The sequence below is a fragment of the Paraburkholderia sp. JHI869 genome, from assembly GCF_038900775.1.
In the GTDB taxonomy this organism is placed as follows: domain Bacteria; phylum Pseudomonadota; class Gammaproteobacteria; order Burkholderiales; family Burkholderiaceae; genus Paraburkholderia.
This window is the reverse complement of record NZ_JAYMSC010000013.1, coordinates 15,057-32,937: the sequence shown is the minus strand read 5'-3', so window position 1 is coordinate 32,937 and position 17,881 is coordinate 15,057. Positions and strand designations below refer to the sequence as shown.

Genomic DNA, 17,881 nt, shown 5'->3' with positions numbered 1-17,881 from the left:
GTTGAATCTGGAGAATTCTGTGAGCACCAGTGACGAGATGCTGTTGAACTCGATGACCGCGCTAGTGAGCGCGCATGGCAAGGCGATCTCGCGCTTCGGCGCGAGCGTGGTGGTGATGACGAAGTTCGTGGAGGCGGTGCTGCCGCAACTGTCCACAGCGCAGATCGAACGCACGATCCTCTCGTTTCGCGCGCAGCTTGGCGAGGCGATGGCCGTGGCCGACGACGTGCTGTTGCCCGGCGAATACCGCACCACGCTGATCGAACAGGCGAATATGCTGCTGGCCCGGCTGGGCAGCGACGCCGTCCCAACCACGTTGAGGCCCTGAAGCGGGAACAAGGCAATGCGTAATCTGACGATTCGAAAAGGGCTGCTGCTCGTGCTTTGCACGTTCGCGGCGATGCTGGTGGTGGGCGCGGTGGTAGGTGTCCTGATGATTGGTCGTGCTGACGACTCGGCGCGCTTCATCCACGAAGTCGCGCGCCAGGACGCGCTCGCACTCGCCTTGCGCGAGGACGCGGCGCTTGCGCAAACGGCGCTCTCGCGCGCTTACCAAGCCGAGAAGGAGAACAGCGACGCCGCCGCGCGCGAGGCGGCGCAAAAGCGCGCCCTGCAGGACGCACGCGATCTCTTCGATCAGGCGGCGAAGCGCAGCGCCGCGCTGCGCGCGAGCGCACCGTTCGACGTCGAGGCGGCCCAGCAGCGCGACGCGTTGCTCGGCGCGTGGACCACGCTCGCGGATTCGCTCCAGGGCGCGGCCACGGCGCTGGAATCCGGCGACACGGCAACCTATGGCAAGCTTGCCGCCGGGGATGTCGCCAATGCGAATACGCAGTTTTCGGCGAGCGTGGCCGCACTTCGCGCGAACGCCGATGCCGTCACACGCGCGACGCTCAACCAGGGCGAGCGCGAGCACGAATGGGTGATGGCGATGGTGGCGGTGGGCCTGCTCGGCGCGCTGGCGCTCGTCGTCGCGACCCATATGGCGCTGCGCCGCCTCGTCACGGCGCCGCTCAAAGAGGCGGTGGAAGTGCTGAACCAGATCGCTGCAAACGATCTCTCGGTTCCCATAGAAGGTGGCGGGCGCAACGAAATCGGCCAGTTGCTCGGCGCGATGCGGCGCATGCAAGGCGGCCTGAGCCACACGGTGCGCAGCGTGCGTTCGAGCTGCGATGCAATCAATACGGGCGCACGCGAAATCGCAGCGGGCAATCTCGATCTGTCGAGCCGCACGGAACAGCAGTCCGCGTCGCTCGAACAGACGGCCTCGAGCATGGAGCAGCTCACCTCGAGCGTGCGTCAGAACGCGCAGCACGCGAACGCCGCGAGCGCGCTCGCCACGGGCGCAGCGGATGTCGCGCAGCGCGGCGGTCGCGTCGTCGAGCAGGTGATCGAAACGATGGAGGAGATCAGCCGCAGCTCGGGCAAGATCGCGGACATCACGGGCATCATCGACGGCATTGCGTTTCAGACCAATATTCTCGCGCTCAACGCTTCGGTCGAGGCCGCGCGCGCGGGCGAACAGGGGCGCGGCTTCGCCGTCGTCGCGGGCGAGGTGCGCATGCTCGCGCAGCGCAGCGCCGCGGCGGCGCGCGAGATCAAGTCGCTGATCGACGCCTCGGTGCACGACGTGCGCGCCGGCCGCTCGCTCGTGGGCGAGGCGGGCGCGACGATGGCCGAGATCGTCGCTTCCGTGGACAAGGTGTCGGGCCTCATGAAGGAGATTGCCTCGGCCACCGTGGAGCAGAGCGCCGGCATCGAGCAGGTGGAGACCGCGGTGAGCCAGATGGATCAGGTCACGCAGCAGAACGCCGCGCTCGTGGAAGAGGCGGCGGCGGCCGCCGAGTCGCTCGAACAGCAGGCGAGCCAGATGGCCGAGGCCGTCGCGACGTTCCGCGTGAGCGAGGCGGCGGACGAGCGAACGGTGGCGCCGTTGGTCACACAGTCGGTCACGCAGTCAGTCACTCCGTTGGCAGTAGCGCACGAGGCAAGCGCGCTGCCCGCGCATGCGTTGCCCGCTGCCGCATGAGGCGCTAACGCCAGGCCTGCGTGAACTCGCCGATCACGCGTGCGAGATGCGCCTGCATCGCCGCACGCGCGGCGGACGCGTCGCGCGCCATGATGGCCGAAAAAATGCGCCGATGGTCTTCCTGCGAAGCGGCGCGCAACGCGGGCGTATGGAAGTGCTCCTCGATCTTCTGCCACAACGGGTCCGCGCGTGAGTTGTCCCACATCGCGCTCACCACGTGCCGCAGCATGTCGTTTCCCGTTGCGGCCGCAATCGCCAGATGGAACTCGCGGTCGGCGGCCTCGTTCGCGGCTTTGTCGTCCATGTTTTCGCGCATCGCGCGCAACGCGGCGAAAAGGCGGTCGAGGTCCGAATCCTTGCGCTCGGTCGCGGCGAGCGCCGCGATCCCGCTTTCGATCACTTCCCGCGCGCGCAGCGTCTCGATCGGACCCGGCCCGCGCGGCAGTTCGAACGCGACGGAGCGCGCCTCCTGCGCGTCGGCCACGTAGATGCCCGAGCCCACGCGCACCTCGACCACGCCTTGCACTTCGAGCGCGATGATCGCCTCCCTCACCTGCGTGCGGCTCACGCCGAAACGCTCGGCGAGCGTGCGCTCGGAGGGCAGGCGGGCGCGCGGACCGAAGTCGCCCGCCGCGATCAGGTCGTAGATCTGTTTCGCGAGGCCGACGTAGGAGCGGTCGGCCGCGTCCGCATCGGCGGCGCGACCGGTTGGCGTGTGCGAAAGATCGGCCATGCGGGATTCTCGAAGGCGTCGAAGCCGCCGGGCGGCGGCTGAAGTTCGGCAGAATGGTACACCAGTTGCTGCGCGGCCCGACTCCGCCTGCCAGAGGGCCGTCATTCGTTATCAAGCATAGTGCCGATGCGGGTTTCGGCCCGATCGGGCCATTCGCCCGATGCACTGGTAAACCACTATCGCGCGCGGATTGGTATGCCAGTACTGTCAGACGGGGAGGCGTTCACGCATGCCCGTCGTTTTGCTTCGAGGGGACGCCTTTGAAGCGGTCATTCCGCTGGTTCGGCGCGTCCGGCCCAGTTCCGCTGCAGCACATCCAGCAAGATTCCCTGCCTCACGCACACGGTGTCGGCCATTCCCGACCAGCCCGTTGCGCCGGCTATCAGTAAGTTCTATCCGACAAAAAGGAGACAACATGCGTTCAGGAATCCAGGTGCTTCGAGCGGCGGCGACCGCGGCAATGGCGCTGTGCGCAGGTGCGGCTTTCGCGCAGGCATCGATCGTTTCCGGCCCGTCCAGCGACCCCACGTGCATGGTCCCGTGGAAGACCGACACGAAATTCATCAAGTATCCGAAGAAGAGCGGGCCGTATCGCGTCGCGCTCGTGAACGGCTATATCGCCAACACCTGGCGCATCCAGATGATCAAGACGGCAAAGGCCTATACGGCGCAACCGGCCGTCGCCGCCAAGCTCAAGGAGTTCAAGGTCGTCTCGACGGGCGAGGACGTGCCGGCGCAGATCTCGGCCGTCAACAACTTCATCGACGCCGGCTACGACGCGATCATCGTGGATGCGCAGAATCCCTCCTCGTTCGGCCCCGCGATCCGCCGCGCGAAGAAAGCGGGCGTCGTGCTGGTCGCGTTCGACAATACGCTCGACAGCGAAGACGCGATCAACGTGGACGTCGACCAGTACGGCCTTGGCGTGCTGTGGGCCAAGTGGCTCGCGAGCCATCTGGCGAACGGCGGCAAGGTGCTCGAAGTGCGCGGCGTGGCGGGCACCTCCGTCGACACCGATCGCCACAATGGCTTCACGAAAACGCTCGACGAGAGCGGCAAGAAGTGGAATGTCGTGCAGGTCTATGGCAAGTGGGACGACGCCGTCGCGCAAAAGGCCACCGCCGACGCGATTGCCGTGCAGGGCCATTTCGACGGTATTTCCGCGCAGGGCGGCGACACGGGTGTCGTGCGCGCGATGATCGATGCGAAACACCCGTTCGTACCGTTCGGCGGCGAGACGGAGAACGGCTTTCGCAAGTTCTGCGCGCAGTACGGAGCCCAAGGTCTGAAGTGCACGTCGGCGGGCACCGGTCCCGCGCAGGTGGCCGTGGCGATCAAGACGGCGCTCGCGGCGCTCGATGGACAGACCATTCCCGTGGCAATCAAGCTGCCGCTGGACGTCACCGACGATTCGATGCTGAAGGCGGGCGTCAACTATTTCCCGAACGAGTCGGACAACTTCTTCGTGGGCAACTCGTTTCCCACTTGCGGCATCAACTTCTCCGCTCAGGCAATCATGAAGCAGAGCCAGGGCAACCAGTGACCGCGTGATTGCCGCGTGACGTGACGAGAGGCGAAGCATGCAACAGGGTGCAGAGCAGCCGTTCTTTCAGATGTCTGGCGTTTCGAAAAGCTACGGCGGCGCCGTCGCGCTGGATCACGCGGAACTCGCGGTGCGAAAGGGCCGCATTCACGCGATCCTGGGTGAAAACGGCGCGGGCAAGTCCACGCTGCTGAAGGTGATGTCCGGCGTCGTGCATCCGGACGAGGGCGTGATGCATCTCGATGGCCGCGAAGTGGCGTTCGCCTCGCCCGCCGAGGCGAACGCGGCTGGCATCGTGTGCGTGTATCAGGAACTGTCGCTGATCCCCGACCTGAGTGTGGCCGACAACATCTTCGCTTCGAACCCGCCGCGCCGCTTCGGCATGATCGACCGCCGGGCCCAGCGCCGCCAGGCCGAGGAGGCGCTCGCGCGTGCTGGTGCGGCCGACATCAATCCGCTCGCGAAAGTGCGCGACCTGCCGCTGTCGCGACAGCAGATGGTCGAACTGGCCAAGGGGTTGGCGCACGCACCGCGCATTCTGATCCTCGACGAAGCCACGTCCGCGCTCACCGCCGCCGACGTGGCGCGCGTGATCGAAGTGCTCAAGCGCTTGCGCGAAGAGGGGCTGGCTATCCTTTTCATTTCGCACCGCATGCACGAGGTGAAGGCGCTCGCGGACGAATGCACGGTCTATCGTAATGGCCGTCACGTGATGAGCTTCGAGGCGGGTGCGCGCTCGGATAATGAGGTCATCGAAATGATGATCGGCCGGAAGTACCAGCATGTATTTCCAGACAAACCCGCGGATAAACGCGCGAGCCCACCGATCCTCTCCTGTCACGATCTCGCGTGGAGCGACACGCTGCGCGGCATCAGCTTTTCGTTGAAGCCCGGCGAAATTCTCGGGCTGGGCGGCCTCGACGGACAAGGGCAGCGCGAACTGCTGCTCGCGCTCTTCGGCGTGCTGCGCGGTTGCGCGGGCAAGATCGAGATCGACGGCAAGGCCGTGTCGATCGGCAGCCCCGTTGCCGCGCGCGCGAAGGGAATCGGCATGGCGCTGATACCGGAGGACCGCAAGACCGAAGGCCTGATGCTGCCGATGTCGGTGCGCGAGAATCTCTCGTTCGCCGCGCTCGATCGCATGTCCACCGCGGGCGTGATCGATCGCGATCGGCAGCAGTCGTTCGTAGACCGAATGATGGAGCTTCTCGCGATCAAGTCGCACGGCGTGGACGCGCCAGTGGGTTCGCTGTCGGGCGGCAACCAGCAGAAGGTGGTGATCGCGAAGTGGCTGATCCGCAAGCCGAGAATCCTCCTTCTCAGCGACCCGACGCGCGGCATCGACGTGGGCACCAAGCAGGAGCTCTATCAATTGCTCAGACGCCTCGCCGACGAAGGCGCCGCGATCCTGTTCTATTCGACCGACTACGACGAACTGATCGGCTGCTGCGACCGCGTGCTCGTGCTGTACGAAGGCAAGATCAAGAAGGAACTCGTCGGGCCGGCGATCACCGAGCAGAACTTGATCGCCAGCGCACTGGACCTGCCGGTTGGACAAATCGGACAAGTTGCACAGGCTTCGCCTTCCACGGGAGTCGCGCCATGAGCGGGCTGCGTTACTGGTATGCGGAAAATCGCGGCACGGCGTTCGCGTTTGCCCTGTTCGTGTTGATGTTCGCGATTTATCTCTTCAACTATCCGTCGAGTTTGTCGGCGAACGTGTTTCAGACCGCGGCGAACAAGGCGGTGCTGCTCGCGCTGGTGTCGATGGGCCAGGCGCTAGTCGTGCTCACGGCGGGCATCGATCTTTCTATCGGCATGATGCTCGTGCTGACGAATTGCATCGGCTCGTGGATCGTCACCGGCGACGCGCTGCACAGTGCGCTCGGCATCGTGGGCGTGCTCGTAGCGGGCGCGCTGTGCGGCGCGCTCAACGGCGTGATCATCATTTTCGGCCGTCTGCAGCCGATCGTGACGACGATCGCAACGGGCGCTGTGTACTACGGAATCGCGCTGCTGCTGCGCCCCGTACCCGGCGGAACGATCAACGAAGATCTCGCTGACGCGCTGACCGGCAAGGTCGCTGGCGTCCTGCCTGCGAGCCTCCTGATACTGATCGCAGCGGTCGCGATCGTCTGGATTCCTTTCAAACGCTCGGCGGTGGGGCGCGCGGCGTATGCGACCGGTTCGTCCGAGCCCGCGGCCTTTCTCTCCGGCATGCCGATCCGCCGGGCGAAGTTCGCGAGCTATACGCTGGCGGGCCTGCTTGCCGCGATAGGCGGCCTCTTTCTGACCTTCTTCACGGATACCGGCGAAGCGAGCCTCGGCAGCGCCAACTCGTACACGCTCTTTTCGATTGCCGCCGTCGTGATCGGCGGCGTGTCGCTGCTCGGGGGCAAGGGCAGTGCGATCGGCGCGATCTTCGGCGCGTTCGCGTTCCGCTCGATCGGCGACCTCTTGTTCGTGTTCAACGTCGACGCGCTCTGGCAGCCGCTGTTCCAGGGCGTGATTCTTCTGCTTGCTGTCGCGATTGGCGCATGCGGGCTGTTCAGCGTGCGCAACCGTCTGGAGTGGTTCCAATGAGCGGCGTTTCTGCAAGCACGCGGACCACCTTCGTGTCGAGGCTCTCGCGCAGGATCGACAAACCGATCGTGATCGCGTTCGGTTGCATCATTGCGCTGCTGCTCGTCGGCGGCATGTTTTCGCGCAACTTCACGTCGCCGGAGTACATCCTGCTGCAACTGAAGGTCGGGGCGTTTCTCGGCATCATCGCGACCGGGCTGATGATGGTGATCCTGCTCGGCCACATCGACCTCTCGCTGCCGTGGACAATCACCGTCGGCGCGATGATGGCGTGCGCCGTGGCGGGCCACGGCCAACTCGGGCAGATTCTCGCGATTCCCGTTGGCATTGGCTGCGGCGTGCTGATCGGCATCGTCAACGGCATTCTCGTCGCGCTGCTGCGCATTCCTTCGATGATCGCGACGCTCGCGACCAACGCGGTCGCGCAGGGCATCATGATCGTGTATACGGGCGGATCGTCGCCGCAGGATTCCGCGCCGTACGTCATGCGATGGCTCGCCGCGGGCTGGCTCGTGCCGGGCGTGCCCAATGCCGTCGCGCTGTGGGTGGTGATCGGCGCCGCGACGATGTTCCTGCTCGCGCGCACCACCTTCGGCCGCACGCTGTACGCGATCGGCAACACCGAGCGCGCCGCGTATCTCTCCGGCATCGATACGCGGCGCGTGACCGTGGCCGCGTTCGCCGTGTGCAGCGCGTTCGCGGCGTTCGGCGGCGTGCTGCTCGCGGGGTATGCGTCGAAGGCGGCGCAGTCGATGGGCGACGCTTACCTGCTGCCCGCGATCGCAGCGGTGGTGCTGGGCGGCACGTCCATTCTGGGCGGCCGCGGCTCGTACCTCGGCACCGTGGCCGGCGCGATCCTCATCACGCTGCTGCAGTCGATCCTCTCGGTCGCGCAGATGCCGGAGGCGGGGCGGCAGATCATCTACGGCGTGGTGATTGCGGCGATGCTGCTGCTTTACGGGCGCAGCAAGCGGGAAGCGTGAGCCGCGCCCCGCTTCACCTGACCAATCGGATCGAACGAGAGCGTCACTGCGCAACGCGATAGCGCGGCGCGGGCGTGTTGCTCGACAACGTCGTGGACATCGCGCGGCGCGCGTTCTCGAACGCATTCCATTGCTCGACGTCGTGCAGCGAAGGAATCGTCACGGTCTCGCCACGCTCGAAGCCGGTGAGGGCCGCGTTCACCATGTCCTGCGCGGACATGACGATGGCGCTGTCGAGATGTTCGAGCGGCAGGCCGCCCGTCTCCCAGAACTCCGTAGCCGTGGCGCCCGGCAGCACCGCCTGCACGCGGATGCCCTTGGCCGCCAGTTCGTGATGCAGCGAGTGGCTGAACGCGAGCACGAATGCCTTGGTGCCGCCATAAACCCCGTTGAGAATCTCGGGCGCAATGCTCACGATCGACGCGATGTTGATGATCGCGCCATTGCCGCGCGCGACGAACCCCGGCACGGCTGCATACGTGAGCCGCGTGAGCGCGGTGACGTTCAATTCGATCATGCGCGTCATGTAATCGACGTCGCTCTCCACGAGCGGCGTGTGCGTGCCGATGCCCGCGTTGTTCACGAGCAGCGTGAGGCTCGCGTCGTCGCGCAGGCGCGCTTCCACGGCGGCGAGATCGTGACGGTCGTTGAGGTCGGCGGCGAGCACTTCCACGTCGCGCCGGGTTTCGCTCGTGATGCGCTCGGCTAGCGCCGCGAGCCGAGCGCGATTGCGCGCGACGAGCACGAGGTCGTAGCCACGGCGTGCGAGTTCCGCGGCGTACACGGCGCCGATGCCGGACGATGCGCCCGTGACGAGCGCGGTGCCGCGATGAGTTTGCTGGGTCATGATTACGCTCCTTTGCGTAGCGGCGCGGGTGGTTGGATAACGTGCATGAGGCGCTGCTGTGAGTGCATTCTGGCTGCGATTGACCGTGGCGCAAATGACGTATATGGTCGTGTTTTAGGACATAGAGTGACGGGAGTAGGACATGCACCGCATCGGCTACCTGCTGAGCGACGGATTCCAGGTGATGGCCCTCGCGACCCAAAGCGTTTTCGAATACGCGAACATGGTGGCGGGCTCGCCGTTCTACGCGATCGAGAACTATTCGGTGGAGGGCGGCGCGGTGCGTTCGTCGCTCGGCATGAGCGTGGACACGCAGCGCACGCCAGCGCCCGCACGCAGCCGCGTGGACACCTGGATCGTGGCGGGCGTGAACGATCCGCTTATCGAGGCCGCGGAGCCCGCCGTGCTGGCGTTTCTGCGCCGCGCGGGCGGCCGTGCGCGCCGGGTGGCGGGCATCTGCACGGGCGGTTTCGTGCTGGCCGAGGCGGGCCTGCTCGACGGCCGCCGCGCCACCATGCACTGGTACTACGCGCGCGAGTTGCAGCAGCGCTTTCCCGAGGTGCGCGTGGAAGACGACCGCATCTATATCGTCGACGGACCCATCTGGACTTCGGCGGGCATGACAGCGGGGCTCGATCTCGCGCTCGCCATGGTCGAGCGGGACCTCGGTGCGGAAGCGGCGCGCTCGGTCGCGCACAAGCTCGTCATGCATCAACGGCGTTCGGGCGGCCAGTCGCAGCATTCGGAAATGCTCGCGCTCGCGCCGAAGTCCGATCGCATTCAAAACGCGCTCGACTATGCGCGCCGCAACCTGAGCAGTGCGCTCACGGTGGAACAACTCGCAGAGGCCGTGCATCTGAGCCCGCGCCAGTTCAGCCGCGTGTTCACGGCGGAAACGGGTCAATCGCCTGCGCGCGCCGTCGAGGGCCTGCGCCTCGAGGCGGCGCGGCTCATGATCGAGCAGAGTACGCATCCGCTCGACGTCATTGCGCGCGAGACCGGTTTTCGCGACCGGCGGCACATGCGCGAGGCGTTCGTACGCGGCTTCGGCGTGCCGCCGCAGGCGGTGCGGCGCGAGGTACGCGCGGGGGCGTAGGCGAAGGCGCTGTTACGAAGCCGTGTTCGCGCGGTGTCTGGTCTTCGCAGTCACAGCGCCGAAATGCGCGCGATATTGCTGCGGCGTGATGCCCAGCTTGCGCTTGAACGCCACGCGCAGATGGTCGGCGTCGCGCATGCCGCATCGAAACGCCACCGTTTTCAACGGCGCCGTGCTGTCTTCGAGCATCACGCGCGCGGCATCGATGCGTGCGCTCTCAACGAATTCGGCGGGCGTCACGTTGGTATCACGCACGAAGATTCTCGCGAAGTTTCGCTTGCTCATCTTCGCAACGGAGGCGAGTATTTCGACGCCCAGATCTTCGTTCAGATGCCCGAGCACGTACTGCTGCACCTGGGCGATGGGCGACGACGCCTCGGCATAGGGCGTGAGATACGGGCTGAACTGCGACTGGCCGCCCGCGCGCTGCACGAACACCACCAGCCGTCTCGCCACGTGCAACGCGATTTCGGGGCCGTGATCCTGAGCCAGCAGGTACAGCGAAAGATCGATTCCCGCCGTCACGCCCGCCGAGGTATAGAGATTGTCGTCCTGAATGAAGATGCGGTCGAATTCGACGTTCGCACTGGGGCACATCGCGGCGAGCGCGGCGGCGTCGTTCCAGTGTGTCGTGACGGTGCGCTCGTCGAGCAAGCCTGCGCGCCCCAGCGTCAGCGCGCCGTTGCAGATGGACCCGAAGCGCCGGGCGCGCGCGCTGGCTTCGCGCAGCCACGCATGCGCAGCGTCGGGAAGCGGCTGGTCCACGAGCGACGGGCCGCCCGCCACGAGCAGCAAATCGTAATGGCCGCTTGCCTCGCCGAAGAACCGGTCCGCGCCGATGCGCACGCCGCTTGAGCAGCGCACGGTGTCGCGCTCCGTGGCGATCAGTTCGATCTGGTATTGCGCCTCGGGCGCAAGCAGGCGATTGGCCTCCGAGAAAACGTCGGTGGGCCCGAACACGTCGAGTGCCTGGACGCCAGGGAAGACGAAAAGCGCAACGGTCAGCATCGTTTTGGATGAAAGACGGACTCAGCCGTGGAGTGTCCCTCATTCTACTGAAGTTGGCACACGCGCTTTTGCGACCCGCTCTGGCACGTTCCCTGCGTGACTTCGTTGGACCATGCGATATCCATCGCAAGGGAGGTCGAAACGATGAGCAACCAGTCCGACAAGTCCGAACAGCCCGACGATGCACCGGAACCGCGCGGCACGGATCTGCCCAAGCCAATTGGGGACGCTGTGCCCGCACCCGCCGAGCCGGGGCTCGATCAGCCGTTGCCGCCAAAAAGACATGATTTGCCAAGGGAGGAGGCGGGCAAGGGCGCTGACGAGTCAGATCGCGCGCCGCACAACGATATCTCCAGACCGCTAGGCGACGCGGTGCCCACGCCGGTCGAGCCCGGCCTCGACCAGCCTCTGCCGCCTAAAAAGCACGAGTGAAACAAGCGGCGGATTCTCTGATCCTTGAATGTATTGCGCGACTTCGTTCTGAGCAGCGGCAAGTCGCGCATTTTCACACCGGTCGTATCGGCATGCCGTTCCTGCCTCGTCCCCTGGGTAATCGCTGTATTACGATGCAGGGCAAATCGATACGGAGAAGATGAGATGAATGAGCTTCGGGGCCTGCAGTGTTTCGTGACGCTCGCCGAGGAACTGAACTTCAGCCGCGCCGCGGAGCGTCTGCACATTGCGCAGCCGGCGCTGAGCCAGCAGATACGCGCTCTCGAGGACCGCGTGGGCACGCAGCTGATCGATCGCACGCGCCGCCCGCTGCGCCTCACGGAGGCGGGTCAGTACCTGGCGACCGAAGCGCGGCAGATTCTCGGCTCGCTCGCCGAGGTGACGCACGGCGCGCTGGAGATCGGCGTTGGCCGGCGCGGCTGGCTCAGTATTGGCTTCACGCGCTCGTCGATGTACAGCGTGCTGCCCCCCGCGCTCAAGGCGTTTCATCAGGCTTATCCGCAGGTCGAACTCAAGCTGTTCGAAATGCTGACCGACGAGCAGACCGACGCCTTGCGCGACATGCGCATTCACATTGGCATCGGGCGGCAGCCGCTCGCCGTGCCCGGCTATACGACCTTGCCGTTGCTGCGCGAGCGGCTCGTGGTGTTGATGGCGTCGGATCATCCGCTCGCCAAACAAAAGAAAGTGCGCATCGACGAACTTGCCGATACGCCTTTGATCCTGTATCCGAAGCATCAGAACGCGCAGTTCAAGCGCACGGTGCAGGCGCTCTACCGCGACGCAGGCGTGACGCCCTTCGTCGCGCACCAGGCCTACGAGATCCAGACCGCCATCGCGCTCGTGGCTGCGGGACTGGGCGTGACCGTGGTGGGCGAGTCGGTGGCGCGGCATGGCCGTGCCGATGTGGTGGCGCGCCACATCGAAGGCCCCGGAGCCGCGCAGCGCACCGTGCTGGCCGCCACCTTCCGCAGCGACGACGCCTCGCCGCATCTGCGCGCGTTTCTCGAATGCCTGCCGCCGCCGCTTGCCAGCACACTATAAGCACGCGCTTATAGAAGCATAAGTATCGCGTCTTGGACTCGACGCTCTGCGCTTCTTATTATCGAAACTTAGGCGCCTCGTCTCGTGAGGCGCCGCCGGCAGCGACGATGGCTGCGGGCCGATAAATATGCAGCGACGGCACCGCCCGTCGCCATGAGGCGGAGACAGCATGAGTCACTTCGACGAAGCAGCAACCATGCGAAAAGTTTACAAGCGGCTTGTGCCGCTGCTTTTCTGCATGATGTTTTTCAATTATCTGGACCGTATCAATATCGGTTTCGCCGCGCTCGACATGAACTCGGACATGGGTTTCGACCCGGCCGTGTTCGGCTTCGCGGGCAGCATTTTCTTTGTCGGCTACATGCTGCTGGAAGTGCCGAGCAATCTGCTGTTGCACCGCTTCGGCGCGCGCCGCTGGATCGCGCGCATTCTGCTCACGTGGGGCGCTGTTGCGGCCGCAACGGCTTTCGTGTTCAACGCATCGAGCTTCTACGTGCTGCGCTTTTTGCTGGGCGTGATGGAAGCGGGCTTTTTGCCCGGCATTGCGGTGTATCTGACCTACTGGTTTCCGGAGCGCTACCGCGCCCGCGCCGTGGGCGGCTACATCATCGCGGGGTCGTTCTCGGCTGTGCTGGGCGGCCCGCTCTCGACCACGCTCATGACCTACGCAAACGGCGTGCTCGGCATGCATGGCTGGCAGTGGATGTTCATTCTCGAAGGCGTGCCCGCCATGCTGCTCGGCCTCGTCACGCTGCGCATCATGACTGAGCGACCCGCGGACGCCGACTGGCTTTCCTCGGAAGAGAAGCAATGGCTCGAATCCACGCTCGCCACGGAGCGCGAGGCGCTTGGCGGTCATCGGCATTTCCCGCTGCTCAAGGTGGCCAGCGACATTCGCGTATGGAGTCTCGCGTGCCTGTTCGGCTGTGCGCTGGTCGGCATTTACGGGCTCTTCCTGTGGCTTCCGCAGATCGTGAAAAGCCTGGGCCACCTCAACAACATCGAAGTGGGCTTCCTCTCCGCCGCGCCGCCGCTGCTGGGCGTGCTGGGCACGTACCTCGTGAGCCGCAGCTCGGACCGCACGGGCGACCGCAAGTACCACCTGGCATTTGTCTACGGTATGAGCGCGCTCGCGATTGCGGGTAGCGCGTATGCGCCGAATCCGCTGCTGGCTTACGCGCTGCTTTGCGTGACGGGCCTCTTCATCTACGCGGGCAACCCGCTGTTCTGGAGTCTTGCCGCTTCGTTCAGAACCGGCGCAGCGGGCGCTGCGACGATCGCGCTCATCAACACGATCGCGCAGTTCGGCGGCGTGGTGGGGCCGTGGAGCATCGGTCTCGTGCGTCATGCCACCGGCAATTTCAAGCTCGCGCTGCTCACCATTGCCGCTTTCCTCGTGGTCGCCACGCTCATTGCCATCGTGATGCGCGTAAAGCCTGCCGAGAACGGCGCTTCCCGCGCGACGCTCGTTGGCCGCGACGAAGCGACGGAAAGCTGATTTCAATCGTCCGTACACCTGATGGAATTGCTACATGATCATTGATTGCCACGGTCACTACACGACCTCGCCGCCCCAGCACGAAGCCTGGCGCGCCAGGCAGATTTCCGCGCTCAAGGACGGCACGCCGGTTCCGCCGCGCCCGTCGATTACCGACGACGAGATTCGCGAGAGCATCGAAAACGGCCAGCGCCGCATTCAGCGCGAGCGCGGCACAGACCTGACGATTTTCTCGCCGCGCGCCGCGGGCATGGGGCACCACCAGGCGGGCGCGGACGCCAATGCGCTCTGGACCGGCGAGTGCAACGATCTCGTGCATCGCGTGTGCTCGCTTTTCCCGCAGCATTTCGTGGGCGTTTGCCAGTTGCCTCAGGCCCCGGGCGTGGCGCCGGAGAACTGCATTCCCGAATTGCGGCGCTGCGTGGAGGAACTGGGGTTCGTGGGCTGCAACCTCAACCCGGATCCCTCGGGCGGGCACTGGTCGGGGCTGCCGGTCACGGACCGCTCGTGGTATCCGCTTTACGAAGCGATGGTGGAACTCGACGTGCCCGCAATGATTCACGTTTCATCGTCCTGCAATCCTAACTTTCATGCGACGGGCGCTCACTACATCAACGGCGACACCTCGGTATTCATGCAGCTGCTGCAAGGCGATCTTTTCGCGGACTTCCCGACGCTACGCTTCATCATCCCGCATGGCGGCGGCGCGGTGCCCTATCACTGGGGGCGCTATCGCGGGCTGGCGCAGGACATGAAGCGGCCGTTGCTGAAGGACTATCTCCTCAAGAATGTGTTCTTCGATACCTGCGTTTACCACCAGCCGGGCTCCGAGTTGCTCGCCAAGGTGATTCCGGTGGAGAACATCCTGTTCGCCTCGGAGACGATCGGCGCGGTGCAGGGCATCGACCCCGAAACCGGGCACTACTACGACGACACGCGCCGCTATATCGACGCGATCGAATGGCTCAGCGACGCCGATCGGCAACGCATTTACGAAGGGAATGCGCGCGCGGTATACAGCCGCCTCTCCGCGCAGATCGAACGACAAACCGCATTGGAAGGGATCACGAAATGAGTCAGATCGGTTGGCGTGAAAACGCATCCGCCCCGCAGGCTAGCGTGGCGACGCTTGCCGCGTTGCGCGAGATTGCCGTGGCGCTGCTTAGCGACAACATGGCCCGCTCGAGCGGCATGCTCGGTCTGCAGCCGTTCCACAAGCCCAGGCCGATGGCGGGCACGGCTGTGACGGTGCGTACGCGGCCCGGCGACAATCTCGCCATTCATCGCGCGTTCGACTTCTGCCGGCCGGGAGACGTGCTCGTGATCGACGGCGCAGGCGAAGTGACCCAGGCGTTGATGGGCGACATCATGTCGAGCTACGCCGAAAGCCTCGGCGTGCAGGGACTGGTGATCGACGGCGCGATCCGCGACGTCGGCGCGCTACGCGCGCGCGACTTTCCCGTGTATGCGCGCGGCGTGACGCATCGCGGGCCCTACAAGAACGGGCCGGGCGAGATCAACGTGCCTGTGACCATCGGCAGGATGGTCGTGAATCCCGGCGACATCATCGTGGGCGACGAGGACGGCTTGCTAGCCATCGCCCCCGAAGACGTGGAGACCGTCATTGCCGGTGCGCGCAGGCAGGGCGAAAAAGAGGCCGCCGCCTTGCAGGCAATTGCCGAAGGGCGCTTCGACCGTGCCTGGGTCGTGCCGCATATCGAGCGCATGCGAAGCGGGGCTTGATGAAGCACCGTGGCTTCAGGCGTTAAGATGAGCCCGGGAGCCTGTGCTCCCTCGCTCAACCGCAGATCCATTCTTGCTCCATGACCCGATACCTTGACGCTGCCGCGCTGCGCGAACTCGCCGAACGCGCGGAGCACACCGACGCGCCGCCGTGCACCTGTACGAAAACGCCGCTCGATGGCTGGCAATCGCAGCCGCTTTCGCTCGACGAAAGGCAACTGGAACAGATCGGCACGCTCGTGTGCGCAGACGAAGCCGAGCCGACCTTCGCCGAATATCTGCCGGGCGAGACGGGCTACTGGTCGGAGAACGCACCGATCGCGCCCCGGTACTTTCCGTATAACCGTTGCGGTGTATGGAAATGCACGCTGTGCGAACGTCTTTACCTTCGTTATATGGAAGGCGGAGGTTATTTCGTCGATCAGCGCATACGCGCGCTGAAAGCGCGCTTGATCGAGGATGTGCCGCTTTGAGCGTGGCTAAATCGGCGAATTTTTTCTGATTCGTCCTCGCCTATATTCGTTGCGAATAAACGAGAGGTCAGGCTTTTCCCTGGCCTCTCTTTCATTTCTGGCGGCATTTCATTCGACTAGCCGCCAATATCGCTTTCGAATTCACAACCGCGCCTTACATGTGCGCGCCGTTCGCGCTTCGCGTCGCACGCATGCGGCGGTCTCCGCGCGTCGATGTGCCGGCGCATCAAATCCTCAACGTCAAGCAGGGATTCGCGCGCCGGCTCCCTCACTGCCTCGCCATGCAGCGCATGCCGCGTCGCAGCAGACGCCGACTATTTCTTCGACTGGATCGATTCTGAGTTTCATTCTCAAAATTAAAGCGCGAATTGAAACTTACTAGGTGCGATGTATTTATTGATCGTTAATTTTCTGCATCCATACATTCATAGGTAATTTCGTATGGAAACGATCAATTTCTTTGTTGTGCATTATTACCGTTCCTTCCGCATTCTTACGTCCAGATCGAAGCCCTGCCATTCGGCCGCTTCAAGGACATGGATGACGTGAGCCGCAGTGCGATGACAAGTCATCGAAGCGCTCCAGCAGATTCCGTGAGGCATTCGCGCGTTGACCCACCTGTTCTGCTGCTCAAAGGAGCCGACTGATGAATAAACCGTTATTGGCCTTTCTACTCATGGCAACAGTGGCCGTTGCCGGATGCGGCGGAGGAGACAGTTCGAGTTCGAATCCGGCTTCAGCGGCGGCTGCGCCGTCCACGCCCAAACTGCTCGCGAACGTTTCCGTGCCCAATACAACGAGCCCCGCGTTCAGCTTCGACATCAGCTATGTGGAAGCGGGCAGGTACTATCTGGCCGATCGCAACAACAAGGCCGTCGATGTTGTCGATACCAAATCGAATGCGCTGATTGCGCAGATTCCCGGCAACTTCACCGGTGTGGGCGCAAACACCGACGCGTCCGGGCCGGATGGCATCGTTGGCGTGACGGGGACGAATACGCTGTATGTGGGCGACGTCGACAACGTGAAAGTGGTCGATACGGCTGCAATGAAAACGGTCAAGACGATCCCGATCAGCACGTCCGGTTCGCGCGTCGATGAAGGTTGCTACGATCCCGACGACCATCTCATCATGTTCGCGAGCCCCGGCGACACGCCCCCCTACGTGACCTTCATTTCCACCACGACGCAGGCAGTCGTGAACAAGCTGGTCTTCAATGGCTCCTCGGGTCTCGAAGCCTGTGTGTACGATTCGGCCTCGAAGAGTTTCCTCATCAACAACGACGGAACCACCGCCAACCCAGACGGCGAACTCGACGTGATTACCGCCAGTTCGGTCACGTCAGGCACGCCCGCGGTCAGCAAGTCCTTCCCGCTCGGCAAATGCGGGCCCGCGGGCATCGCGCTCGGTCCCAACAGCGACGTGTTGATTGGCTGCGATCCTTCCGCGGGCGATCCGCTCATCACGCTGATCCTCGATCGCAATACGGGCACGCAACTCGCGTCGATCCCGTTTGGCGGCGTGGACCAGGTGGCTTACGATCCCGCGTCGAACCGCTACTTCCTGCCCGCGCGGCACTACGTCACGAGCGGCACCGCGGCGGCGTCGGGCTTTACGCCGACCATGGGTGTGATCGACGGCGCGACGCGCAAGCTCATCTTTACCGTGGCAGTGGGAACGGGCGCGCATTCGGTCGGCATCGACAGCACGATGGGCGAGGTCTACGTGCCGTTCCAGCCGGGTTCGTCTGCATTCCCGACTGGCGGCATATCGGTGTTCTCCACGCACTAGCCGCGTAGTACTAGCCGCGTAGTTTCAGGCTGTAGCGCAAAGCCAGCGGACGTGAA

At 64.5% G+C, this 17,881-nt stretch carries 17 protein-coding genes; 14 read left to right on the top strand and 3 right to left on the bottom strand.

Annotation, left to right across the window (positions count from 1 at the left end; all coding sequences use genetic code 11):
- The first annotated feature begins 19 nt into the window (after positions 1-19).
- A complete protein-coding gene (locus VSR72_RS22095; protein ID WP_342954463.1) occupies positions 20-328 on the top strand; it encodes a hypothetical protein in 309 nt (102 codons plus the stop codon).
- Positions 329-343: 15 nt separating this feature from the next.
- Entirely contained in the window at positions 344-2,029 is a 1,686-nt protein-coding gene (locus VSR72_RS22090; protein WP_342954462.1) for a methyl-accepting chemotaxis protein, read from the top strand.
- A 4-nt stretch (positions 2,030-2,033) separates the two neighbouring features.
- On the opposite strand, the gene VSR72_RS22085 is transcribed toward VSR72_RS22090, so the two are convergent.
- A complete protein-coding gene (locus VSR72_RS22085) occupies positions 2,034-2,762 on the bottom strand; it encodes a FadR/GntR family transcriptional regulator (protein ID WP_342954461.1) in 729 nt (242 codons plus the stop codon).
- Between the two features lie 415 nt (positions 2,763-3,177).
- Between VSR72_RS22085 and VSR72_RS22080 the strand changes: the two genes are divergently transcribed.
- The 4 genes from VSR72_RS22080 to VSR72_RS22065 are packed head-to-tail and all read left to right on the top strand — an operon-like array spanning position 3,178 to position 7,871.
- Positions 3,178-4,305 (top strand): sugar ABC transporter substrate-binding protein, encoded by a 1,128-nt coding sequence (locus VSR72_RS22080; RefSeq protein ID WP_342954460.1) that lies wholly within the window; start codon positions 3,178-3,180, stop codon positions 4,303-4,305.
- A 37-nt stretch (positions 4,306-4,342) separates the two neighbouring features.
- Positions 4,343-5,911, top strand: a complete 1,569-nt coding sequence (locus VSR72_RS22075; protein WP_342954459.1) for a sugar ABC transporter ATP-binding protein — start codon at positions 4,343-4,345, stop codon at positions 5,909-5,911.
- Positions 5,908-6,888, top strand: coding sequence for an ABC transporter permease (locus tag VSR72_RS22070; RefSeq protein ID WP_342954458.1), 981 nt, complete (start codon positions 5,908-5,910; stop codon positions 6,886-6,888). The genes VSR72_RS22075 and VSR72_RS22070 overlap by 4 nt, the downstream gene beginning before the upstream one ends.
- Positions 6,885-7,871, top strand: coding sequence for an ABC transporter permease (locus VSR72_RS22065; RefSeq protein WP_342954457.1), 987 nt, complete (start codon positions 6,885-6,887; stop codon positions 7,869-7,871). The genes VSR72_RS22070 and VSR72_RS22065 overlap by 4 nt, the downstream gene beginning before the upstream one ends.
- 43 nt (positions 7,872-7,914) lie before the next feature.
- On the opposite strand, the gene VSR72_RS22060 is transcribed toward VSR72_RS22065, so the two are convergent.
- Complete coding sequence (locus VSR72_RS22060) at positions 7,915-8,718, bottom strand: SDR family oxidoreductase (protein WP_342954456.1); 804 nt, start codon at positions 8,716-8,718, stop codon at positions 7,915-7,917.
- A 142-nt stretch (positions 8,719-8,860) separates the two neighbouring features.
- On the opposite strand from VSR72_RS22060, the gene VSR72_RS22055 reads away from it, so the two are divergent.
- Positions 8,861-9,814, top strand: coding sequence for a GlxA family transcriptional regulator (locus VSR72_RS22055; RefSeq protein ID WP_342954455.1), 954 nt, complete (start codon positions 8,861-8,863; stop codon positions 9,812-9,814).
- Positions 9,815-9,826: 12 nt separating this feature from the next.
- On the opposite strand, the gene VSR72_RS22050 is transcribed toward VSR72_RS22055, so the two are convergent.
- Complete coding sequence (locus VSR72_RS22050; protein WP_342954454.1) at positions 9,827-10,822, bottom strand: GlxA family transcriptional regulator; 996 nt, start codon at positions 10,820-10,822, stop codon at positions 9,827-9,829.
- 144 nt (positions 10,823-10,966) lie between these two features.
- On the opposite strand from VSR72_RS22050, the gene VSR72_RS22045 reads away from it, so the two are divergent.
- The 7 genes from VSR72_RS22045 (at position 10,967) to VSR72_RS22015 (ending at position 17,825) form a co-directional block, all read left to right on the top strand.
- Positions 10,967-11,254 carry a hypothetical protein gene (locus tag VSR72_RS22045; protein ID WP_342954453.1) on the top strand — a complete coding sequence of 96 codons (288 nt, stop codon included), beginning with the start codon at positions 10,967-10,969 and terminating at the stop codon, positions 11,252-11,254.
- 165 nt (positions 11,255-11,419) lie between these two features.
- On the top strand, positions 11,420-12,319 hold the full coding sequence (locus tag VSR72_RS22040; RefSeq protein WP_342954452.1) for a LysR family transcriptional regulator: 900 nt from the start codon (positions 11,420-11,422) through the stop codon (positions 12,317-12,319).
- A 169-nt stretch (positions 12,320-12,488) separates the two neighbouring features.
- Complete coding sequence (locus VSR72_RS22035) at positions 12,489-13,817, top strand: MFS transporter (protein WP_342954451.1); 1,329 nt, start codon at positions 12,489-12,491, stop codon at positions 13,815-13,817.
- A 34-nt stretch (positions 13,818-13,851) separates the two neighbouring features.
- Positions 13,852-14,892 (top strand): amidohydrolase family protein, encoded by a 1,041-nt coding sequence (locus VSR72_RS22030; RefSeq protein WP_342954450.1) that lies wholly within the window; start codon positions 13,852-13,854, stop codon positions 14,890-14,892.
- Positions 14,889-15,560 carry an RraA family protein gene (locus VSR72_RS22025; RefSeq protein ID WP_342954449.1) on the top strand — a complete coding sequence of 224 codons (672 nt, stop codon included), beginning with the start codon at positions 14,889-14,891 and terminating at the stop codon, positions 15,558-15,560. The genes VSR72_RS22030 and VSR72_RS22025 overlap by 4 nt, the downstream gene beginning before the upstream one ends.
- Positions 15,561-15,640: 80 nt before the next feature.
- A complete protein-coding gene (locus tag VSR72_RS22020) occupies positions 15,641-16,033 on the top strand; it encodes a hypothetical protein (protein WP_342954448.1) in 393 nt (130 codons plus the stop codon).
- 646 nt (positions 16,034-16,679) lie between these two features.
- On the top strand, positions 16,680-17,825 hold the full coding sequence (locus VSR72_RS22015; RefSeq protein ID WP_342954447.1) for a hypothetical protein: 1,146 nt from the start codon (positions 16,680-16,682) through the stop codon (positions 17,823-17,825).
- The last annotated feature ends 56 nt before the right edge of the window (positions 17,826-17,881 follow it).